General features: G+C 34.1%; 19 protein-coding genes and 2 tRNA genes. 16 read left to right on the top strand and 5 right to left on the bottom strand.

Going from position 1 to position 20723, the window contains the following annotated elements:
• Nucleotides 1-8: 8 nt before the first annotated feature.
• From htpG to BLV35_RS14785, 8 genes are all read left to right on the top strand, one after another.
• Entirely contained in the window at nt 9-1913 is a 1905-nt protein-coding gene (htpG, locus tag BLV35_RS14820; protein ID WP_091091997.1) for a molecular chaperone HtpG, read from the top strand.
• Between the two features lie 396 nt (nt 1914-2309).
• Complete coding sequence (locus BLV35_RS14815; RefSeq protein WP_091091995.1) at nt 2310-2741, top strand: hypothetical protein; 432 nt, start codon at nt 2310-2312, stop codon at nt 2739-2741.
• A gap of 170 nt (nt 2742-2911) precedes the next feature.
• Nucleotides 2912-3172, top strand: a complete 261-nt coding sequence (locus tag BLV35_RS14810; protein ID WP_091091993.1) for a hypothetical protein — start codon at nt 2912-2914, stop codon at nt 3170-3172.
• 307 nt (nt 3173-3479) lie between these two features.
• Nucleotides 3480-3911, top strand: coding sequence for a DUF4833 domain-containing protein (locus BLV35_RS14805; protein WP_245712073.1), 432 nt, complete (start codon nt 3480-3482; stop codon nt 3909-3911).
• 431 nt (nt 3912-4342) lie between these two features.
• Complete coding sequence (locus BLV35_RS14800; protein WP_091091988.1) at nt 4343-4936, top strand: hypothetical protein; 594 nt, start codon at nt 4343-4345, stop codon at nt 4934-4936.
• 392 nt (nt 4937-5328) lie between these two features.
• On the top strand, nt 5329-6786 hold the full coding sequence (locus BLV35_RS14795; RefSeq protein WP_091091986.1) for an FAD-dependent oxidoreductase: 1458 nt from the start codon (nt 5329-5331) through the stop codon (nt 6784-6786).
• Nucleotides 6787-6902: 116 nt separating this feature from the next.
• Nucleotides 6903-7754, top strand: coding sequence for a hypothetical protein (locus BLV35_RS14790; protein ID WP_091091983.1), 852 nt, complete (start codon nt 6903-6905; stop codon nt 7752-7754).
• Nucleotides 7755-7977: 223 nt separating this feature from the next.
• Nucleotides 7978-8367 carry a DUF2721 domain-containing protein gene (locus BLV35_RS14785; RefSeq protein ID WP_091091981.1) on the top strand — a complete coding sequence of 130 codons (390 nt, stop codon included), beginning with the start codon at nt 7978-7980 and terminating at the stop codon, nt 8365-8367.
• A 79-nt stretch (nt 8368-8446) separates the two neighbouring features.
• Here BLV35_RS14785 and BLV35_RS14780 read toward each other — a convergent pair whose 3' ends face one another.
• Nucleotides 8447-10564: a TonB-dependent receptor domain-containing protein gene (locus BLV35_RS14780; protein ID WP_091092151.1), complete on the bottom strand. Its 2118-nt coding sequence runs from the start codon at nt 10562-10564 to the stop codon at nt 8447-8449.
• A gap of 143 nt (nt 10565-10707) precedes the next feature.
• Here BLV35_RS14780 and BLV35_RS14775 point away from each other — a divergent pair, with 143 nt between their 5' ends.
• From BLV35_RS14775 to BLV35_RS14740, 8 genes are all read left to right on the top strand, one after another.
• The gene (locus BLV35_RS14775) at nt 10708-12117 is read left to right on the top strand and encodes a DUF1800 domain-containing protein (RefSeq protein WP_091091978.1); all 1410 of its coding nucleotides are present in this window, start codon (nt 10708-10710) and stop codon (nt 12115-12117) included.
• Between the two features lie 25 nt (nt 12118-12142).
• A complete protein-coding gene (locus BLV35_RS14770; protein WP_091091976.1) occupies nt 12143-13309 on the top strand; it encodes a DUF1501 domain-containing protein in 1167 nt (388 codons plus the stop codon).
• Nucleotides 13310-13377: 68 nt separating this feature from the next.
• On the top strand, nt 13378-14277 hold the full coding sequence (locus BLV35_RS14765) for an EamA family transporter (protein WP_091091974.1): 900 nt from the start codon (nt 13378-13380) through the stop codon (nt 14275-14277).
• 64 nt (nt 14278-14341) lie between these two features.
• A complete protein-coding gene (locus BLV35_RS14760; protein WP_091091971.1) occupies nt 14342-14695 on the top strand; it encodes a DoxX family protein in 354 nt (117 codons plus the stop codon).
• An 87-nt stretch (nt 14696-14782) separates the two neighbouring features.
• On the top strand, nt 14783-15610 hold the full coding sequence (locus BLV35_RS14755) for a sterol desaturase family protein (RefSeq protein ID WP_091092149.1): 828 nt from the start codon (nt 14783-14785) through the stop codon (nt 15608-15610).
• Nucleotides 15611-15731: 121 nt separating this feature from the next.
• The gene (locus tag BLV35_RS14750) at nt 15732-16010 is read left to right on the top strand and encodes a DUF2805 domain-containing protein (RefSeq protein ID WP_074724370.1); all 279 of its coding nucleotides are present in this window, start codon (nt 15732-15734) and stop codon (nt 16008-16010) included.
• 131 nt (nt 16011-16141) lie between these two features.
• Nucleotides 16142-18004 (top strand): M61 family metallopeptidase, encoded by a 1863-nt coding sequence (locus BLV35_RS14745; protein ID WP_091091969.1) that lies wholly within the window; start codon nt 16142-16144, stop codon nt 18002-18004.
• Between the two features lie 124 nt (nt 18005-18128).
• Complete coding sequence (locus tag BLV35_RS14740; RefSeq protein ID WP_091091966.1) at nt 18129-18848, top strand: DUF4369 domain-containing protein; 720 nt, start codon at nt 18129-18131, stop codon at nt 18846-18848.
• A 149-nt stretch (nt 18849-18997) separates the two neighbouring features.
• Here the strand turns inward: BLV35_RS14740 and BLV35_RS14735 are convergent.
• The 4 genes from BLV35_RS14735 to BLV35_RS14720 all read right to left on the bottom strand — a co-directional run bounded on the left by BLV35_RS14735 (nt 18998) and on the right by BLV35_RS14720 (nt 20672).
• Nucleotides 18998-19071, bottom strand: a tRNA-Thr gene (locus BLV35_RS14735).
• A 156-nt stretch (nt 19072-19227) separates the two neighbouring features.
• Nucleotides 19228-19301, bottom strand: a tRNA-Thr gene (locus tag BLV35_RS14730).
• A gap of 78 nt (nt 19302-19379) precedes the next feature.
• A complete protein-coding gene (locus BLV35_RS14725; RefSeq protein ID WP_091091963.1) occupies nt 19380-19646 on the bottom strand; it encodes a hypothetical protein in 267 nt (88 codons plus the stop codon).
• Nucleotides 19647-19703: 57 nt separating this feature from the next.
• The gene (locus BLV35_RS14720; protein WP_091091961.1) at nt 19704-20672 is read right to left on the bottom strand and encodes a type I phosphomannose isomerase catalytic subunit; all 969 of its coding nucleotides are present in this window, start codon (nt 20670-20672) and stop codon (nt 19704-19706) included.
• Nucleotides 20673-20723: the final 51 nt, after the last annotated feature.

Below are 20723 nucleotides of genomic sequence, written 5' to 3'. Positions count from 1 at the left end.
ATATAAATATGACAACAGGAAAAATTAATGTTTCGGTAGAAAACATCTTCCCTTTAATAAAGAAGTTCCTATATAGTGATCACGAGATTTTTTTACGTGAATTGATTTCGAATGGAACAGATGCAACGTTAAAATTAAAGCACCTAACAAATATTGGCGAAGCCAAAGTAGAATATGGTAACCCAATTATAGAAGTAAAAGTTGACAAGGAAGGAAAAAAACTTCACTTTATCGACCAGGGAATTGGTATGACATCTGAAGAGGTTGAAAAATATATCAACCAATTAGCATTTTCTGGTGCTGAAGAATTTTTAGAAAAATACAAAGACACGGCAAAGGATTCAGGAATTATTGGTCATTTTGGTCTTGGTTTCTACTCGGCTTTTATGGTCGCTTCAAAAGTGGAGATTATCACTAAATCATACAAAGACGAGCCAGCAGCACATTGGACTTGCGACGGAAGTCCTGAGTTTACCTTAGAGCCTGCTGATAAAACGACTCGTGGAACGGAAATCATTCTGCATATCGCCGAAGATTCTTTAGAATTCCTAGAAGAGTCTAAAATCACGCAACTTTTAAACAAGTACAATAAATTCATGCCTGTTGCAATTAAATTTGGAACAAAAACGGAGAAAATTGAACAAAAAAAGGGCGAATCTGTTGACGCAGAAGATAAAGAAGAAACATTCAAATCGGTTGAAGTAGACAATATCATCAACAACCCAAATCCAGCTTGGACAAAACAACCAACTGAATTAACGGATGAAGATTATAAAAGCTTCTACCATGAGTTGTATCCATCTCAATTTGAAGAGCCTTTATTCCACATTCACTTAAATGTAGATTATCCTTTTAACTTAACTGGTATTTTGTATTTCCCAAAATTAAGTGGTGATTTACAAATCCAAAAAGATAAAATTCAGTTGTACCAAAACCAAGTTTACGTTACGGATAACGTAGAAGGAATTGTACCTGAATTTTTAATGATGCTTCGCGGAGTAGTAGATTCGCCAGACATTCCATTAAACGTTTCTCGTTCAGGATTACAAGCTGATGGTGCTGTGAAGAAAATTTCGAACTACATCACTCGTAAAGTAGCTGATAAATTGAAATCATTATTCACTGAAAACCGTGAAGATTTCGAATCAAAATGGAATGATATCAAAATCGTTCTAGAATACGGAATGTTATCAGAAGATAAATTCTACGAAAAAGCAGGAGCTTTCGTTTTATACCCAACCGTTGCTAATAAATATTACACGCTTGAGGAATTAAAAGAAAACCTAAAAGACAAGCAAACGGATAAAGACGGAAAATTGGTCGTGCTTTATGCAGGAAATAAAGAAGCACAACACTCTTATATCGAAATTGCACAAGAAAAAGGATACGAAGTTTTATTACTAGATTCTCCAATTATCTCTCACTTGATTCAAAAAATTGAAGGAGACAATAAAGACATCACTTTTGTACGTGTCGATTCAGATCATATCGATAATTTAATCAAGAAAGAGGAAAATACCATTTCTAAATTATCTGAAGAAGAGCAAACCAGTTTAAAAACAGTTCTAGAAGCAATTGTACCAAAACAAAACTACCAAGTTCAGCTAGAAGCAATGGACAGTCAAGCAGCTCCTTTTATCATCACGCAACCAGAATTCATGCGTAGAATGAAAGAAATGAGTCAGTCTGGCGGTGGTGGCGGAATGTTCGGGATGGGAAACATGCCGGAGATGTACAATCTAGTAGTGAATACAAATTCGCCATTAGCAACTACAATTCTAAACAATACAGACAAAGCTGACCAAGAGCACTTAGTAAAACAAGCGCTTGACTTAGCTAAATTATCTCAAAACTTATTAAAAGGAGAAGCATTAACTGCTTTTGTGAAAAGAAGTTTCGAAATGATCAAATAATTCCTCCCCAACCCCTCCGAAGGACGGGAGAAAGAGTATAATATAAAGACCCTCAAGTGAAAATTTGCGGGTCTTTTTTTTTGGAGCAGAACGAATGATTTTCATAAGAACTTCCCTCCCGCTATTCGTTACAATCCGTTGCTTTTGGCTAACGCCAACGCAAAGGATTTCCACTGCTATCGGGGCTATTGAGAGGATTTAGTTTTTATGATGATGATTAGGAAAGCGAATAATTACAAGATAGTTAAGCATATCAAAAAATCTGCCTATAAAAATCTAGTTGATGATATGTAATTAAAAAAACTATACATTTGATTATTAAGAGCCGCTATTGAGTAGCGCATCTATAAGTTAGGCGACATAACTCCGAAAAAAGAAACTCTGAAAATACTTAAAATGAAAAAGATTATTTACATATTACCCTTACTCTTTAGTTTATCTATAATTGGGCAAACTGAAAATTCAAAAAAAAAAATTAGAATTGAATTATTAACTATTGAAAAAAAGACTAAAGACACTTTAATTGGTTCATTTACTGAAATATATTCTGGACATAAAAGAATCAAAGCAAAATGCTGTACAGATTTTGATGGAATTGACATTTTTTATATTGATACTAAAGACATTGTCGATAATAGTATTTATATGAAAATTTATGGACGAAAATGTAAACCCTATAAAAAGAAATTTTCAATTAAAGATGACTTAAAAACAACAGTTTATCTTAAATACGGAAAAACAGAATATAACACTAAAATAAAAGACTTTGAAATGATGTTTAAAAAGTTAAATATAGAAACTGACTCTTTTAACTGTGGGGACAGTTGATTAGCCCCAACTAGCACTCGGTTCGTCTAATTATTCTGGTGCTTGTCTGCGACGAGTACCTACTTGAATAAGATAACAAATCGTAGCGTTTGCAACGCGGGCAATTAAAGTATTTCAAGTCCTCCACAAACCCTTTACGCAAAATCTAAAAAAAATCTAAAACCGATTATATGAAAAAAATAATTTTACTTGGATTTTTAATAATTTCCTTCTATGTTCATTCACAAAATAACAAACTAAATGAAGTAAATGTCAACGTGTCTAAAATTGAAAAACTAAAACAAAAAAACAAATTAGATTTAGTTGAAATTAATGACACAAAAACTTGTGGAGGAAATACAGTAGGATATTTTCATTTAAACAATCTATCCCAACTAGCACTCGGTTCGTCTAATTATTCTGGTGCTTGTCTGCGACGAGTACCTACTTGAATAAGATAACAAATCGTAGCGTTTGCAACGCGGGTAATTAAAGTATTTCAAGTCCTCTATTTTTATGAATTAGTATTTTTTATCGTATTTTCCTTTAGCAAAAAATGTGATGTTTTAAAATCTATAAACTCGCTAAATGCAAAGAAGTTGTACTTATTTTAAATCCAGTAATCCTTAAAAAAGAATTCCTGCAAACAAACTATTAATCATAATGAAAGTTGCCTTTTCCTTTTTTTATCTATTTTTTTGTTCCTATAGCTGCTTTTCACAAAGCAATTATCCAGAACCCACAAAAACAGCGACACGGTTGTTTTATATTCAACATAGCAATAACCACAATACATACGTGTATGATGCTAATATAAAAGGAGGAATTATTGATTCGTCTCAACCTATTAATGAATACCAGATAGTTTATACAGAGAAAGGCATACAGAAACCTTTATCTAGAATACAAAAAAAATTAGCTTATGGGATGGTTATACAAGAATCGAAACCTAATTTATTCAAATTACACCTTGCAGCTTCAGAAAAAATATATTTCTATCTTAATTATAATGAAAGTGCAGGAGCTAGAATCTATGTTACGGTAAACAATCAAAAGATGTACTTAGACAAGATGTTTGTACAACTTAAAGAGGGGCTTTTAGGCCTCAAAGCAAAAGCAGAATATGTACTATTTTTTGGTAAAAATTATGATTCTGGCAAACCAATAACAGAAAAAATCATACTTGAATAAGTTTCCGAATCTCTTCAAAACAAAACTTAGATCCGCTTTTATAAATAAACGAACGTATAGAATGTCAGCAAGACAATACTTATAGGACCTATATGTTTCAAAAAAAGACTATGTTCTTTCTCTTCGCATCTCTGTGAAACAAAAAACTATTTACGGTTACATTGTTAAAAAAACAACTAGTACTCACTTATACATGTATCCGATCGCGCAAATTTACCACAACAGTTAGCGCGGATTTGCAATCCGTGCCCTTTCCAATTGGCTTTTATACTGCGGTCAAAACAAACCTCGACCGCTATGACTTATTACCTCCATAAACTATTTCAATATCACAACAATTTTAATTGTAATTTTGAGGTTCATTGGCCAGACACAAAAAAGGAGCACTACTTGCTTCATTAACTGGTCAAGAAAAATAAAACTCCTAACACATGTGGTGGCAATATCTATTAGTTTTTTTTGGCGCTCTATTATTTGACATAGTCCCTTTTCCGTTTGCTCCGGCATTTACAATAATGGTGTTTTTTCAAATTCTTTTTGATTTAAATGTCTGGGCAGTGATTATCATTGGAGTTATGGGGTCGGTTTTGGGTCGGTCTATTCTACTTTTATATACTCCGCTAATGGCAGACAAATATTTAAAAGCATCTAAAAATGAAGACATTAAGTTTCTTGGAGATAAAATGAACCAAAATAAATGGAAAGGTATTTTAGTGGTACTCGCTTATTCTTTGCTGCCTCTTCCTACAACACCCCTTTTCTTAGGTGGAGGTATTTCAAAAATAAAACCACTTTATATCATTGCTCCTTTCTTAGTAGGGAAATTTACTAGTGATTCTATTGCTTTACATTTAGGCAAATTTGCATCCGAAAACCAGCAAAGTATAGTTGACAATATTTTTTCGTGGCAGTCTATAGCTAGTTTTGTTTTGGGATTTGTGATGCTGTTTTGTTTGTTTTTTATCAATTGGCGAAGCTTAATTCAAACTAAAAAACTAGCCTTTGATTTTAAAATCTTTAACTAAGTCATTCTAGCCTACCGCGAGGATAGATACAATATAATACCAATTATAAATTATAGTATGCCTCAATAACAATAGCGTTCTATTCTTTAACAAACTACACCACTTAGTTTGTCTCGCTGAAGGCGTCTCAAGATACCTGAGCCACTTTGCTGAGACGCTTCCAGCGTGACAAATAGTACGAGTGATTGTTAACTAAATCACATTAGACTGTAAAATAAGTATAATTTATATGTTTTAAAAAAAACGCTGTTCTTCCTCCGAGCGTCACTGCAAAACAAAAACTACTTTACTTTTACATTGTTAAAAAAACCGTACTATCTTTGTTAAATTCCATTCCTAAAAACTGATCTAATGACTCCAGAACTTCATAACTATTATTTAAATAAAAAGAAGTGAAAAAGCTAGAAAACACAACCACTAGCTGGACTAGTTGCCCGGAATGCAAAGGACAGGGCAAAAAAAGCCGAAGAATCAATAAGAAAGTCCGCCTCCACTACCTCAAAGCAGTCGAACAATTTGAAAAATCGAATGGTGAAGGAGCAGCTCCTATTCGCCCTAAGGCACATCTAGATTCTTGTTCGAACTGTTCCGGATCTGGTTTGGTTCCCTCTACTAGTCCTCCTATTGTGGATACAGAAAACTATCCAAACGTTGCTATTATTGGTGGCGGAATAGGCGGCGTAGCACTGGCTGTAGCCTGTTTACATCGCGGAATCCCGTTTACTCTTTATGAGCGTGATTCAAGTTTTGATACTCGATCTCAGGGCTACGGGCTCACTTTGCAACAAGCCAGTAAAGCGATCGAGGGATTGGGTGTTTTTTCACTTGAAAACGGAGTGGTTTCAACAAGACATTTAGTTCATACTACAGACGGAAACGTAATTGGAGAATGGGGAATGAGAAAATGGATGCAATCCGATGCTAAAAAGTCTCCCAAGCGCACCAACGTACATATCGCACGACAGTCTTTGCGCTTGGCATTGCTGGAGCAACTCGGCGGACATGAGGCTGTGCAATGGGGAAACCAATTAGTAGATTTGAAAAAAACGGAGGACGGAACTGTTGAATTGAGCTTTGAAGTAAACGGAGAAATAAAGAACGCCAAGGCAGATCTTGTGGTTGGAGCCGACGGGATTCGAAGTTCAGTACGTAAGCTACTTATTGGCGACGACATAACTCCTTTGCGATACCTCGATTGTATTGTAATATTAGGTATTTGTCCTTTGAGCGCACTCGAAGGGGTTGATAGTGCTTTACTGGACTCGGCGACCGTATTTCAAACTGCTAATGGCAATGAGCGCATCTACATCATGCCTTATGATTCAGAATCGGTGATGTGGCAACTTAGCTTCCCAATGCCCGAAGAAGAGGCTAAGGCATTAAGTGCTCAAGGCCCTAAATCACTCAAGGAAGAAGCCTGTCGCAGAACGCAGTGGCACGATCCAATTCCGCAGATTTTAGCAGCGACTCTAGAATCGCAAGTTTCTGGCTATCCCGTGTATGACCGAGAAATACTCGATAAAGAATTGTTGGAAAAGAACGGACAAATAACGCTAATTGGAGATGCAGCTCACCCCATGAGCCCGTTTAAAGGTCAAGGTGCAAATCAAGCGCTATTGGATGCGTTGTCACTGGCTCGAAGAATCACAAAAGAATGCCGCCCATTATCAAATTGGAGAGAAGCTGGAATAAGGAAAAGTGTGTTAACGGAGTTTGAATCAGAAATGTTAGAACGCAGTGCTATCAAAGTAAAGCATTCAGCAGAAGCTGCACAGTTCCTACATTCTGAAATTGTGCTCCATGAAGGAGATGAACCTAGAGGACGCTGCCTTAATAGAAAAAAGAAATAACAATGAATAATATTTGAAATGATTAAGTAATTTAAGTCAGTCTATAAAACCTGCAACCATAAGTCTGCAAATTTTTTTATGATTAATTTTCATATTTTTACTACAAAAACTTTTAAATGAAAAACAAAATTCTATTTCTCCTAGTTACATTCTGTCTTACTGCCCAAGGTCAAATTCGCGAGCAATTATCCTTTAATGATTTGTACAGAGAAAATCTTCGTGGAAAAGTGAAAGAACTAACAAAAATAGAATATGAACCGGTTTATAAAACGGATGGAAAATTTGATCTTGAAGTAAAATGGATATTTCTTATTGCAAACAATTACACTGAAAAATTTAATCGATTAGGTTATAAAATAGAACAATTAGAAATAAGCAAACACAAAGATTCTCTGTTGACTACTGGAACTTGGAAATATGAATACGATAGCTCTAATAGAATTTTAAGAGAAAACTATGATAAATTACATTCAAGATGGGATTATATTTATATAGGAGATAGTATTACCAAAATAACAAAAACAGATTTATCAAATTATTATAAACCTGAATACTATATCTACACTCAAAGAGGAAATAAAGAATTACTTAAAAATTATATTGACAGTAATTATATCTATAAAAGAATCTATACTTACGATAAATCTAAAAGAATAATTCGCCATGAAAACTTTGAAAACAAGGATTCCATACAGGATATTTTCATGAAAGCCTATTCTGACAGGAGTTCAAAAAAAGTAAAAAGTTTTTTTTATAAACGGGGGAAAAATGAACCCGTTAAATACTCTTATGAATATGATAAGAACAACAATGTCATTAAAGAAATTAAAACTATGTCTAGTAAAACAATCACCAAATTTTATGAGTATGTATATGATACGAATTCAAATTGGATTGAAAGTAAAGAATTCGATACCAACTATAAATTACTGACGGTTACTAAAAGGGAAATAAGCTATTATGATTAAAAATTCATATTTTAAATAACAAGTCAATTGTTTTTAGAATTTAACAGTACGAATCAAAGTACAATGTTATCCTCCATGTCGATTTTTAGAATAAAGAACAAAATATATATTTTTTACGCAAGTCTTCTACTTCTTGCAAGGGATTTTTTTTATACAAAAAAGTAGTTATCCGGAAAAGTTTATCGAAATTTGGTAATTCAAACCTACCAATCAATTACTACAAATGACACTACACATAGAAACTCCAGCTTTATTATTCTCAGCTACTTCACTTATACTTTTAGCGTACACCAATCGTTTTCTAACCATTGCTACAATCATCAGAAGCTTAAAGAAAACCTACGATGAAAACGAAAATAAAAGTATTTTAATCGAAATTAAAAACCTCAACTTGCGATTAACACTAATCCGTTATATGCAACTTTTTGGCGTGCTTAGTTTGTTCTTGTCGGTTTTTGCAATGTTATTGTTGTTTTTTGATTTTCAAATAGCTGGGCTATACTTTTTTGGGTTTAGCTTGCTAAGCTTACTTATTTCATTAGCACTTTCTTTCTGGGAAATCAGTATTTCTGTAAAAGCCTTACAAGTACATTTAAGTGATTTGGTGAAGTAACCAAATACCAAAAAAACATTTAAATAAAAAAGAGCTGTGAATGTATTTCACAGCTCTTTTTTATTTACTTCACGGATAACTATTGGTTTAAAATCCCGCTATCTTCTTTTTTATCTTTATTCAATAAGTTTGGATTTTCTTTAGCCAACTTGTTTTTTGTTGGAATCTTATAATTCAGGCTAAAGCCAAATTTTCTCGTGTCCATTTTATTGCTAATTAACAATGGTGTTTCGTAAGAATTAAAAGCATTTTCATTCGAGTTCAAGATATCATCCGCATAAATTGAAAGCGTTAATTGATCTTTCATGAATTTCTTAGAAAAACTTAAATCCAATGCATTTCTGAAAGGCTTAACCGCAATGAAATAAAAATAATTCCCTTTTGGAATAATGTAATTATAATTGGCAACAAATTTTATCTGTTTTGGCAATACAATTTGCGACATGAAGTTAAACATCCAGAATCCATTAGTATCTACATTTGGAATTTGATGGTATTGATAACCGGCATACACATATAAAAAGTTCATCGTATCTGGATTAACATTCATTTTCATGGTTTCGGCCAGTCCTTTGGTAAACAACATATAAGGTATTGGCATTCCCACACTAAAATTATGAATTTTTATCTCTGGAATATTCTCGTTACTATTTACTACTAAATCATTATTAAGCGTCACTCTATTAATTACTTGGTTTTTAGCCGAACTAATATTATAACTAACAAAGGCATAATCATAAGCACTTAACTTCACCTCATAATTATCAAAAATCGTAGGTTGAAGATTTGGATTACCTGAATAATCAATGTTCGGATTTTGATAATTGGTATTGTTAGGATTCAATGCAGATGTACTAGGCAGCGTTATCTTTTTATTATAATTCATATTAAAATAGATCGAATTATTAAAATTATACTGTGCGCTTGCATTTGGAAAAAAGCGAAACTGCTTGAACGTCGTTAATTCTGCCGTAGCTGTTGTACCTGTAATATTGTAATCTTCGGCTCGACCGCCAAGAATAAAATTCACTTTGTCAAACTTAGATTGCAACTCGATATAAGATGCCGCCGTTCTACGTTTATAATCTAAATTAGTAACCCCTTTACTTGCTGCATCAAAAAGTAATTCTTCGTACAAACTACCAAAACTTAATTTCCCTTCATCTGAAAATTTAATAGGCTGCGAATAATCAAACTTGAAGTTGTACAAGTTTTGGTTTGAGGAATTGTCTAAAGTCGAAGCCGAATTACCAATCGGACTTAATTCGAAATCATTTGTATTGTTATTGTAGTTAAATTTAAACTCGAGTTTTTTGGCCGTGTTTTCAAATTTTTTCTGGTAAGTAACTACTGCATCTTGGCGCAAGCCCGTGCTTACTGAGGCATCATTAGTTGTAAAACCAGGTCCGTTACCTAAAGTATAGCTATCATTATTGTTTTGCGTTAAATCATAATTCAATAACAAACGGTCTTTACCAATATCAAATGTCAATGCCGATTTAATAAAATTATTTCGCCCTATACGATCTGCATCGGTTCTTGACAGTAATGAAGTCATACCGTTTTCTTCTTTCTCAAGCGAGGTCCAAATCGCGCTTTCTCTGTAATTTTGACCTACATTCAATTGCCATCCAAAATACTTGTTTTTAGCACTCAACAATAAACTGTTATTCATTCTCCAGCGTACATCATCATAGCTCGTAAAACTCGTACTGTTAGTATAAGTAGCACTCAAGTAATTCTTAGCGTTTTTATTCGTAATGATATTCAAAATCGCTCCGCCAGAAGTAGCTGGGAATTCGGCGCCAGGCTGAGTGATAATTTCGATTTTCTCAATCGCATTTGCCGGCATTCCTTCTAAAAAGGCATTCAATTCTGTAGTAGAAATATTAAGCGGTCTGCCGTCCATAAAAACGTCTAGTTGTTTTCCTTGATACATCATTCCCGCAATATCTGAAGCTATTAATCCAGGTAGTTTTTTAATCCCTTCTAGAACCGAACCCGTATTCAAACTAGCTTGTCCCGCAAAATCAAAGATGGTTCGATCTGCTTTTTGCTCTATTACTTTCTTGGTTTTTATAATTGCAACCTCATTTAGCTCCGTTGTTTTCTCTGGAGCTTTTTCAGGCGTTGTTTGAGCAGAAAGCGTGGAAAAACTTCCTATAGCGAGCAAAGCAACCAAATATATTTTTTTCATGTTTTTTGTATCAGATATTCCATAAGTCAACGTTATACATTAGTTGTTACAACTTTGCCAAAAAAAATTTAATCAATTAAGCATTAAACCTTTTTCGATTTAAAATATCTAAACATATACCCAGCTACTAAAAATCACTTCTTATGAATCAAAGCGCACTATGGTCTCTACGATTAGGTTTTTCGAATAAAGAAAACAGCCGCATTGCGCAAAAAGGATTACGTCCCTTTCTAGAGGACTCCTTTAAAGTTTCTTTTGACAATACCATTCCTGACTTTTTAAAGGACAGTCCAAAAACGATTGAAGAATTAAAACAACTGCGTCTATTGTTTAAAAATGCTTCAGAAGAAGATAAAAAAGAAGCGAGACAAAAAGAAAATCAAACAGCGCAAGCCATGAAACAATGGTGGATAGACCGAATGATCGATGCCGAATATCCATTGCAAGAAAAAATGACATTGCTGCTACACAATCATTTTGTGTCAACCTATCAAAAAGTAAAAGTGAATTACTGGGTGTTTCAGCACAATCAGATTTTACGTAAAAATGCTTTTGGAAACTTCAAAACCTTAACTAAGGAAATTTTGAAGACTAATGCAATGGTGCGTTATCTTGATAATACTGATAATAAAAGAGGGAAAATAAATGAGAATCTCAGTAGAGAATTACTGGAACTATTCACCCTTGGAATAGGTAATTACAGTGAAGATGATGTTAAAAATGGTGCAAAAGGACTTGCCGGATTAAACCTTGGTGAAGAAGGAGCTCAATACAGAAGCGTTTTTGAAGACAACTCGGTTATCACGTACTTGGGAAAAACGGGTGTTTTTAAAGTCGATGAATTAGTAGATATTATTTTCGAACAAAAAAACATTCCCTATCTCATGACTCGAAAAATACTGGAATGGTTTATTTATGATAATCCAAAAGAGGAACTCGTGCGTTATTATGGCGATTATTTTAGAGAAATGAATTTTGAATTCCAACCGTTACTATTGAAAATTTTTACCGAAGAATTTGACAAGAATACCGCTGGTTCTAAGATTAAAAATCCTTTAGAATACAGCTTACAATTACTTGATGAATTGCAATTAGAAAATGTAAAAAGCAACGTAATTGTTAACTTTTTAAAACAGCAAAGCATGGATTTGTTCAATCAACCCAATGTGAAAGGTTGGGAAGGAGGAAAATCTTGGCTGACGACTCAAATCTATTTGCAGCGCGCCATTGTAGCAGATGCGTATTGTCAAGGCCGACTATACAATCGGCAAAAAACAGAACGGGATATGGAAGACAATATGGAGGAGAAAACGAACCAGAAAAATAAGATACCCAAAGACAAACCTATCGCATTAAACTGGCAAAAAGGCACCAATAAGGTAATTATCAAAGGCCTCACCGATCGTTTGTTATTTGGCGTAAGCCCAGAAGCTCAAAAAGATTTTGAAACGGTTTTAAAATATGATTTTGATCCAAATGCTCCAAATGCGGATCAGGTGGTTTTGAGATTATTCAATACCATAATCAAAGAACCTGAATTTCAATTAATCTAATAACAGCTTCTAATACCTTTTCATTATGAATAGAAGAATTTTTTTATCGTTAACGGGTACTTTTACAGGAGGATCGCTATTATTACCTGATTTTTTATTCTCTTTTAGCAAACAAGAAAACCTAATTATAGGCGAACAATGTGTCGTATTTGTACAACTAAACGGCGGTAACGACGGCTTGAATACTTTTATCCCTTATTTAGATCCTTTGTATTATGAAATGCGTCCTAAAATTGCGCTGTCAAAGGATGAAGTTATCGCAGGAAATAAAGAAATGGCTTTTCATCCCGCGCTAAAAGGCTTTGCGCAAATGCAACAAAACGGGGATTTATCCGTAATTCAAAATGTAGGTTATCCAGAGCCGAATCGCTCCCATTTTCGAAGTCAAGAAATTTGGCAAACCGCTTCTGCTTCTGATCAATATATAAATGAAGGTTGGCTCGGGCGTTATCTAGATTTGCAATGCACAACCCACACGCCTACTGCCGGAATTAATATTGACAATATCGACAACTTATCGCTAAAAGGGGAAATACCAAATGCGATTACCATTAAAGATCCAGAGAAATTTAAAATAAAAAATGGTAAGGAGGAAAGCACTGAACTATCCGATAATCCCGAATTAGATTTTGTTCAAAAAATAGCCAATTCAGCCGTAGAAGGTTCTGAGCAAATCCAGAAAGCTTTGGCACAAGCCACACAAGAAAACTCGTATCCGAAGACGGGTTTAGGAAAAAATCTAGCTTGGATAGGCCGTTTAATAAAAGGAAACTTGAACTCGAAAGTCTATTATACTTCCCTTGGCGGTTTTGACACGCACGATAATCAATTGGCCATTCATAAAAACAAACTGTCCGAGTTAAACGATGCTTTATTCAGTTTCTATACCGATATGAAGGATGCTAAACTGCTTCAAAATGTTACTGTTGTTGTTTTTTCAGAGTTTGGACGAAGAGTAAAAGACAATGGAAACGGTACAGATCATGGAACTGCCGCTCCTATGTTCATCATTGGCGGAAGCAATAAAGGAAAAATAATTGGAAATAACCCGAATCTTTCCGACTTACAACAAGGTGATTTGAAACATCAGATTGATTTTAGAAGTGTGTATGCTACCCTATTACAAGATAAATTAAACTTCAACCCAAGCTCCATTGGAATTGAAAATCCTGTAGTAAACGACTTATTTTAAAAAATAATGACTCCTCTAAAGTTGTGTTACACTTGAAAGCGTACCTTTGCCCCTCAAAAAAATAAAGAATGTCAAATAATAATGTTTTAAAAGGAGTTTTTTTAGTGGGTTTTGGCGCAACCAGTTATGGTATGCTAGCCACTTTTGTAAAAATGGCCTATAATGAAGGATACACCACGGCAGAAGTTACCACTTCTCAGTTTATATTGGGTATCATAGGAATACTACTTATTAATTTGTTCCAAAAAACTAAAAATAAAAATACTGCAATAAAAGCATCTCGCCAAAACATTTTTCATCTAATGCTTGCTGGAACTTCTCTTGGAATGACAAGCGTTTTCTATTATTTGGCTGTAAAATACATTCCTGTTTCTATAGGTATTGTATTGTTGATGCAAACCGTTTGGATGGGTGTTTTACTCGAAATGATTTTAGAAAAGAAGCTTCCTTCTACTCAAAAAATAGTATCCGTTATTATTGTCTTGATTGGAACTGTATTGGCAACTAATCTAATTCAAAATGAAGTTAAGTTAGATTGGCATGGCATCATGTGGGGAATGCTGGCAGCAGCATCTTTTACCACTACTATGTTTACTGCAAATCGCGTCGCAACTAATATATCTTCGGCACAGCGCAGTTTGTATATGCTTCTGGGTGGTGCAATAATCGTATTTTCATTTTCGATCGCTACACAAATCACTCCATTTAACTTTGACATTTTTCTAAAATGGGGAATTGTTTTAGCCCTTTTTGGAACTATTATTCCACCAATGCTTATGAATGCAGGATTCCCGCTTACCGGAATTGGGCTTGGGAGTATTGTATCAGCACTTGAACTTCCCGTCTCAGTAATGATGGCCTTTGTACTATTAAACGAAGATGTAAAACCAATTCAGTGGTTTGGAATTGTCCTTATTATTATCGCCATCGTAATTATGAATGTTAATTTTAAACGCAAACAGTTATAATAGTACTGCTGTTTGATTATAAAAAAATAGTACATTCGTAAACCTCATCTTTAACTTTCTCATTATGAACTTCCCTTGGCATTTGTACTTAATGGCTTTTATTTATACGCTAGCTGGAATAAATCATTTTAGAAACCCTAGGATGTATCAAAAAATAATACCTGACTATTTTAGCAACCCTAAATTATTAAATATCCTCAGCGGATGTGCCGAAATAATTTTAGGAATAGCACTAGTTATCCCTTTACTATCAACCTATGCAGCCTGGGGAACTATCGCACTTTTAATTGCTGTTTTCCCATCTCACATCTATATGTACCAAAATGAAAAGGCGAGAATGGGTCTTCCAAAATGGGCCTTAATAGCACGCATGCCATTCCAATTAGTTTTGATTTATTGGGCTTACCTATATACCTAAAACCTTGAGCAAAGCGAATTAATAATTAATTTATCGTTATGTCGTTATATCTAAAAAATGAGTATTTTTGGAATAAACAATAGTACTATGAACGAGATAATTAATTATTTTTCCACCATACCGTCCTCACATAGGAGTCTGATTTTAGTAAGTGGAATTACTATTTTTTGGTTAATCGAAAATGCTTTCCCGCTTTTTAACTTTAGTTACAAGAAATGGCACCATGCTGGTATCAATATATTTCTCACTTTAACGACTATTGTTATTAATTTCCTGTTAGCTTTTGTTTTATTAAAAACTGCTGACTGGACGGTTGAGAATAATTTCGGAATTCTTCAATGGCTTCCAGAAATACCATTATGGTTGTATACACTGATCGGTTTGTTGTTATTAGATTTAATCGGAGCCTATCTCGTACATTTAGTAGAGCATAAAACCAAATTCCTATGGCGATTCCACCTAATACATCATACGGATACCTGGATAGACACTACAACGGCTAACAGACATCATCCCGGCGAAAGCGTTATCCGTTTTACTTTTACAACTCTGGGCGTTTTAATCGTGGGAAGTCCTATGTGGATGGTATTCCTGTACCAAACATTATCAGTAATTGCAACTCAATTTAACCATGCTAATATTGCCTTACCAAAAAAATGGGACACTATCATGAGCTACTTAATTGTGTCTCCAGACATGCACAAAGTACACCATCATTATAAATTACCCTATACTGACAGCAATTACGGAAATATATTCTCCGTTTGGGACCGTCTTTTTGGAACATTCAGAACACTTCCCAAAGAAGAAATTGTATATGGAATTGACACACATATGAAGAATGAGGAACACAATGAATTGAAGAATTTATTGAAAATTCCTTTCCAAAAACAACGTTCCTCAGAAAAGAATTAAACCCCATAAAAAAAAATCGTTTTTATGGTTATAAGTAATTATATTTTTATTAATATTGTTCTATCTAATTTAGAATCAATTATATTAATCATTAAAAACAAATTGAATTAATTTTCACGTGATGAAAAAGAGTAACCGCAAAGAATTAACCTGGGAACAAACAGAAAAACTTGTTACATTGGCCTTAGAGGAAAAAAATCCTTTTGAAATTATTAAAAAGGAATTTGGCTTGGTCGAAAAAGAAGTTTTGGAAATAATGAAAAAGAAGATGCCGGCAGAGAAATTTGAGATGTGGAAAAAGAAAGCTACTGCAAATAAGCCAAAACCAAAACCCATTAAAATCGATGATTTTGATGAAGACTTGGATGGTAAATACTATATCAAAAACAAATTGGACTAACCAATTAGAAAACACCCTCTTTAGGGTGTTTTTTTTTACAAGAATATCAACCCTCTTTTAAATATATTTGCTATTGATAAAGTGTAACATTCTTAGCTTTTGACAGACTAATAACAAAAATCATATAGATAATGAAAAAAATAATTTTTGCATTTGCATTTACATCGATCCTTTGGAGTTGTAAAACTGCCAATTCGGTACCGACTGCAGCAACAAAAGATCAGGTTCAAGTCGCAATTAATCTGGATGTAATAACGAATGACCAAGTAATGGTAACCGTAAATGCGCCGTCAATCAAAACAGATGAAATTACGTACCACATTCCTAAAACAGTTCCTGGAACCTATTCAGAAGACAACTACGGTAGATACATCGAAGATTTAAAAGCTTATGACACAAAAGGTAATTTACTAGCCGTAAAAAAAGTTGACGTTAATTCTTGGTCCATTTCAAAAGCAAAAACGCTGGACAAAATCACTTATTTAGTAAATGATTCATTTGACACAGAGAAAGGTACAAAATTTGGCGATGAGGATATCTTTTCACCAGCAGGATCTAATATCGATGCAGGAAAAAACATTATGTTAAACACACATTGTTTTGTAGGTTACTTTACAAACTTTATGTCCACACCCTATAAAGTTACTATTACCCATCCCGAAACACTATGGGGTTCTACTTCAATGACTGATATGGATGCCAGCACTACTGCCGACACTTTTATCACGACTCGTTATGCTGAATTGGTCGAAAACCCTATTATGTATTCAAAACCGGACTACACGACTTTTACTGTTGACGGAATGGAAATCCTTATTAGCGTTTATTCTCCTTCTGGAAAAGTTACTGCTGAAAGCATAACACCAGAGATGAAAACGATGATGACGGCACAAAAGACGTTTTTAGGTAAAATAAATGCAACTAAAAAATACAGTGTATTATTGTATTTATCAACCATGCAGGAAAATGATGCAAAAGGTTTTGGAGCTTTAGAGCATCCTACAGCTACTACAGTTGTTTTACCAGAATTGATGCCAAAAGAAGAATTGGTAAAGTCGATGATGGATGTAGTTTCACATGAATTTTTTCATATTGTAACTCCGCTTAGCATTCATTCGAAAGAAATCCAATATTTTGATTACAACAATCCAAAAATGTCAGCTCATTTATGGATGTACGAAGGTGTTACTGAATATTTTGCCAATCTGTTCCAAATCAACCAAGGTTTAATCACGGAAGAAGATTTTTACAGTCGTCTTTCAGACCAAATGGAACGTGCTGCTGCGATGAACGACACCATGTCTTTCACCACAATGAGTGCTAATGTTTTGAAACAACCATACAAAGACCAATACATCAACGTATACCAAAAAGGATCGTTGATAGGAATGTGTTTGGATATCATTATCAGAGAAAAAAGTAATGGTGAAAGAGGAATTCTTGATTTGATGCAAAAACTATCTAGTGAATATGGCGTTTCAAAACCATTTAACGACGACGAACTCTTTGCTAAAATCACTTCTTTAACCTACCCTGAAGTAGGCGCTTTTCTTGCAACTTATGTAGCTGGAACTACTCCTATTCCATACGAAACTTACTTTGCAAAAGTTGGCGTTACACAGTCTACTGTAAAATCTCCTGGAAATGTATTCCTAAAAGGACAAGTACCGTACATCACTGTAAATCCAGAGACCAAAGAAATTGTTGTTATTCCGAATATCGAATTAAATCCTTTTTATACTGCCTTAGATCTTAAAGGAGGTGATATTATAATGGCTATAAACGACAAGCCGTATTCTCTGGACAACATCTACGATATGATTAGCGAAAGTCAGAACTGGAAAGAAAACGACGCTATTACTGTTAAAATAAAACGCAATGGAGCTGAACAAGTTCTTAAAGGAAAGATCAATCTTCCTTATGAAGAGAAAGCAGCCCTAGATGCAACCGACGCAACTAAAAAGACATTAAGAGAAGCTTGGTTAAAAGGTTAAAACTAAAAATCAGACAAGAAATCCCAATTTAGAAATAGATTGGGATTTCTTTTATAAAATTCACCTAATTTAGAGAGTAAAGTTTCCAACAATTTTCTTTATTTTGCAGCAAAATATTTAACCAATGAAAAAATCACTTCTTGCATTCGCTTCCCTATTACTTTTGGCATCATGTGCTAAAAATGAATCAAAAACAAACTTACACGTTACCGGAAATATTAAAGGCCTAAAAACAGGTACCTTATATATCCAAAGAGTAGTGGACAGCGCTCTTGTTGCCATTGACACCATTAAAATCGACGGCAGCTCTGCTTTTGAAAGCGATATCGATTTAAAATCACCTGAAATGCTATACCTGTTCCTTGACAGAGGAGTAAGCAATTCATTAGACAATAATTTATTGTTTTTTGCTGAGCCTGGAAACATCAATATAGACACGAACTTAGACTCTTTCCTTTCAGGAGCTAAAATAACAGGATCAAAAAATCAAGATTTATATGAAGAGTATAGAAAAATCAGCTCCCGTTTTAGAGATGAAAACTTAACTCTACTTGAGCAAAAATTCAATGCTATCAAAAACAACAACAAAAAAGTGATAGATAGCCTGAGTGCAAGACAAGACTCTAACACAAAAAGAAGGTACTTATATGCTACTAACTTTGCTATTAACAATAAGGATTATGAAGTAGCGCCCTATGTTGCTTTATCTGACATTTATGATATTAATCTTAAGTACCTAGACACGATCCAAAAATCAATGACTCCAAAAGTAGCACAGTCTCTTTACGGAAAGAAACTAACTAAATATGTAGCTGAGGTGAGAACTCAAGAACAAAACGATTAGAAAGCCTCGTTTCAACGAATTCTTAAAGCATAAAAAAATGCCCCAATACAATTGGGGCATTTTTTTGGTCCATACAGGAAATCATTATTCTATCCTCCATTGCATTAAAACAAAAAACCACCTAACAAAAGTTAGATGGTTTTACAAAGAGCCGGCGGAGGGACTCGAACCCACGACCTGCTGATTACAAATCAGCTGCTCTAGCCAACTGAGCTACGCTGGCATTCTTACGGCTGCAAATATAGTTCTGATTTTCTATTCTCCAAATAAAAAAAACAATTATTTATTAATAATTTTTACTTGATAACATCAAACTAATTACCTGCTTGCCTCTATTAAATACAAAAACCACCTAACAAAGTTAGATGGTTTTAAAATGAGCCGGCGGAGGGACTCGAACCCACGACCTGCTGATTACAAATCAGCTGCTCTAGCCAACTGAGCTACGCTGGCGTCTCATTACGGGTGCAAATATACAGATGAATTAGTGTTTTCCAAAATAAATCTGCACTTTTTTATCGTTTTTTTTGACTACAATTCGTTGATTTTAGCAATCAATTGATTTGCAGTTTGTTCCAATTCAACATTGATTTGTTTGAAGTGAGCTTTTTTATCTTCTACCTTCTTAGCGTTCACTTTTGTGATCAAAACATCAAAAGCAGCGATAGCTTCATCAATTAAATCATTAGTTTCTGTTGTTGGTTTTCCAGTAGTTGAAATTTCAAACAAGTAAACTGCTTCAATAATATCTCCTAATACGTAGTTGATGTCTTTTTTTAAATTCTTAATATTTGCCATTTTATTTTTAATTTTAATTTGCGTCTGCAAAAGTACATATAATCTTTCTATTACTAACTATGAAATGTAAATTTCTAAAATTGAAGCTTTTCCACTCATCACATAATAATCCATTGCCGCAGGAATTAATACAGTATCTCCTTTTTGATACTGATACATATTCATATCGTACTCAATTTCAAATGCTCCGTCAATACACATATACACTGTAAAGCTATTTCCTGTCTTCGAAATGTTTATTGTATCTGATAACGGAATAAAATTTGTCGTGAAATAAGGACAATTAACAATTGAGTTCGACTGATTTTCTTCTTCTAAATATTCTTTGTGAGTATCAACCTTTTCATAATTTATTGCTTCCAGCGCTAAATCAACATGCAGTTCTCTCGTATTGCCCTGCGCATCTATTCGATCAAAATCATAAATTCGATAGGTAATATCTGATGTTTGCTGAATCTCTGCCACCACTAAACCAGCGCCAATAGCATGCACCGTTCCTGTTTCAAGAAAGAAGACATCTCCTTCTTTTACATTTACACTATCGAGAATACTAAGCAAATCATTGCTTTTCAACTTTTCTACATATTCATTAGCATTCGAATCTTCTTTAAAACCAACAATTATTCTAGCTTCCGGATCCGCTTGCATGATGTACCACATCTCTGTTTTTCCAAACGAATTGTGTCTTTTCTTTGCCAAAGCATCGTTAGGATGTACTTGAATAGACAAGTCTTCACGAGCATCTAAATATTTAAAAAGCAATGGAAACTGTTTCCCAAAACGTTCATAAACTTCTGTTCCTAATATTTCATTTGGAGCTTCATCAATGACTTCTGTCAATGACTTCCCTTTCAATTCTCCATTAGCAATTACACTAACATCTCCTTCAACAGTCGACAACTCCCAACTCTCTCCAGTTATTTTCGAGCTAATTGGTTTATTAAGGACCGTTTTTAGCTTTTCACCGCCCCAAATTCTTTCTTTTAATATGGGATCAAACTGTAACGGATATATTTTTTTACTCATTTTTATTTATTTAAAAAAACAGCAACCTCTGTTTTACGATTGTATCTAATG

It is taken from the genome of Flavobacterium gillisiae (genome assembly GCF_900107635.1).
Classification (GTDB): Bacteria; Bacteroidota; Bacteroidia; order Flavobacteriales; family Flavobacteriaceae; genus Flavobacterium; species Flavobacterium gillisiae.
Note: the sequence above shows the minus strand (reverse complement) of the source record. Positions and strands in the feature narration are given on the sequence as shown.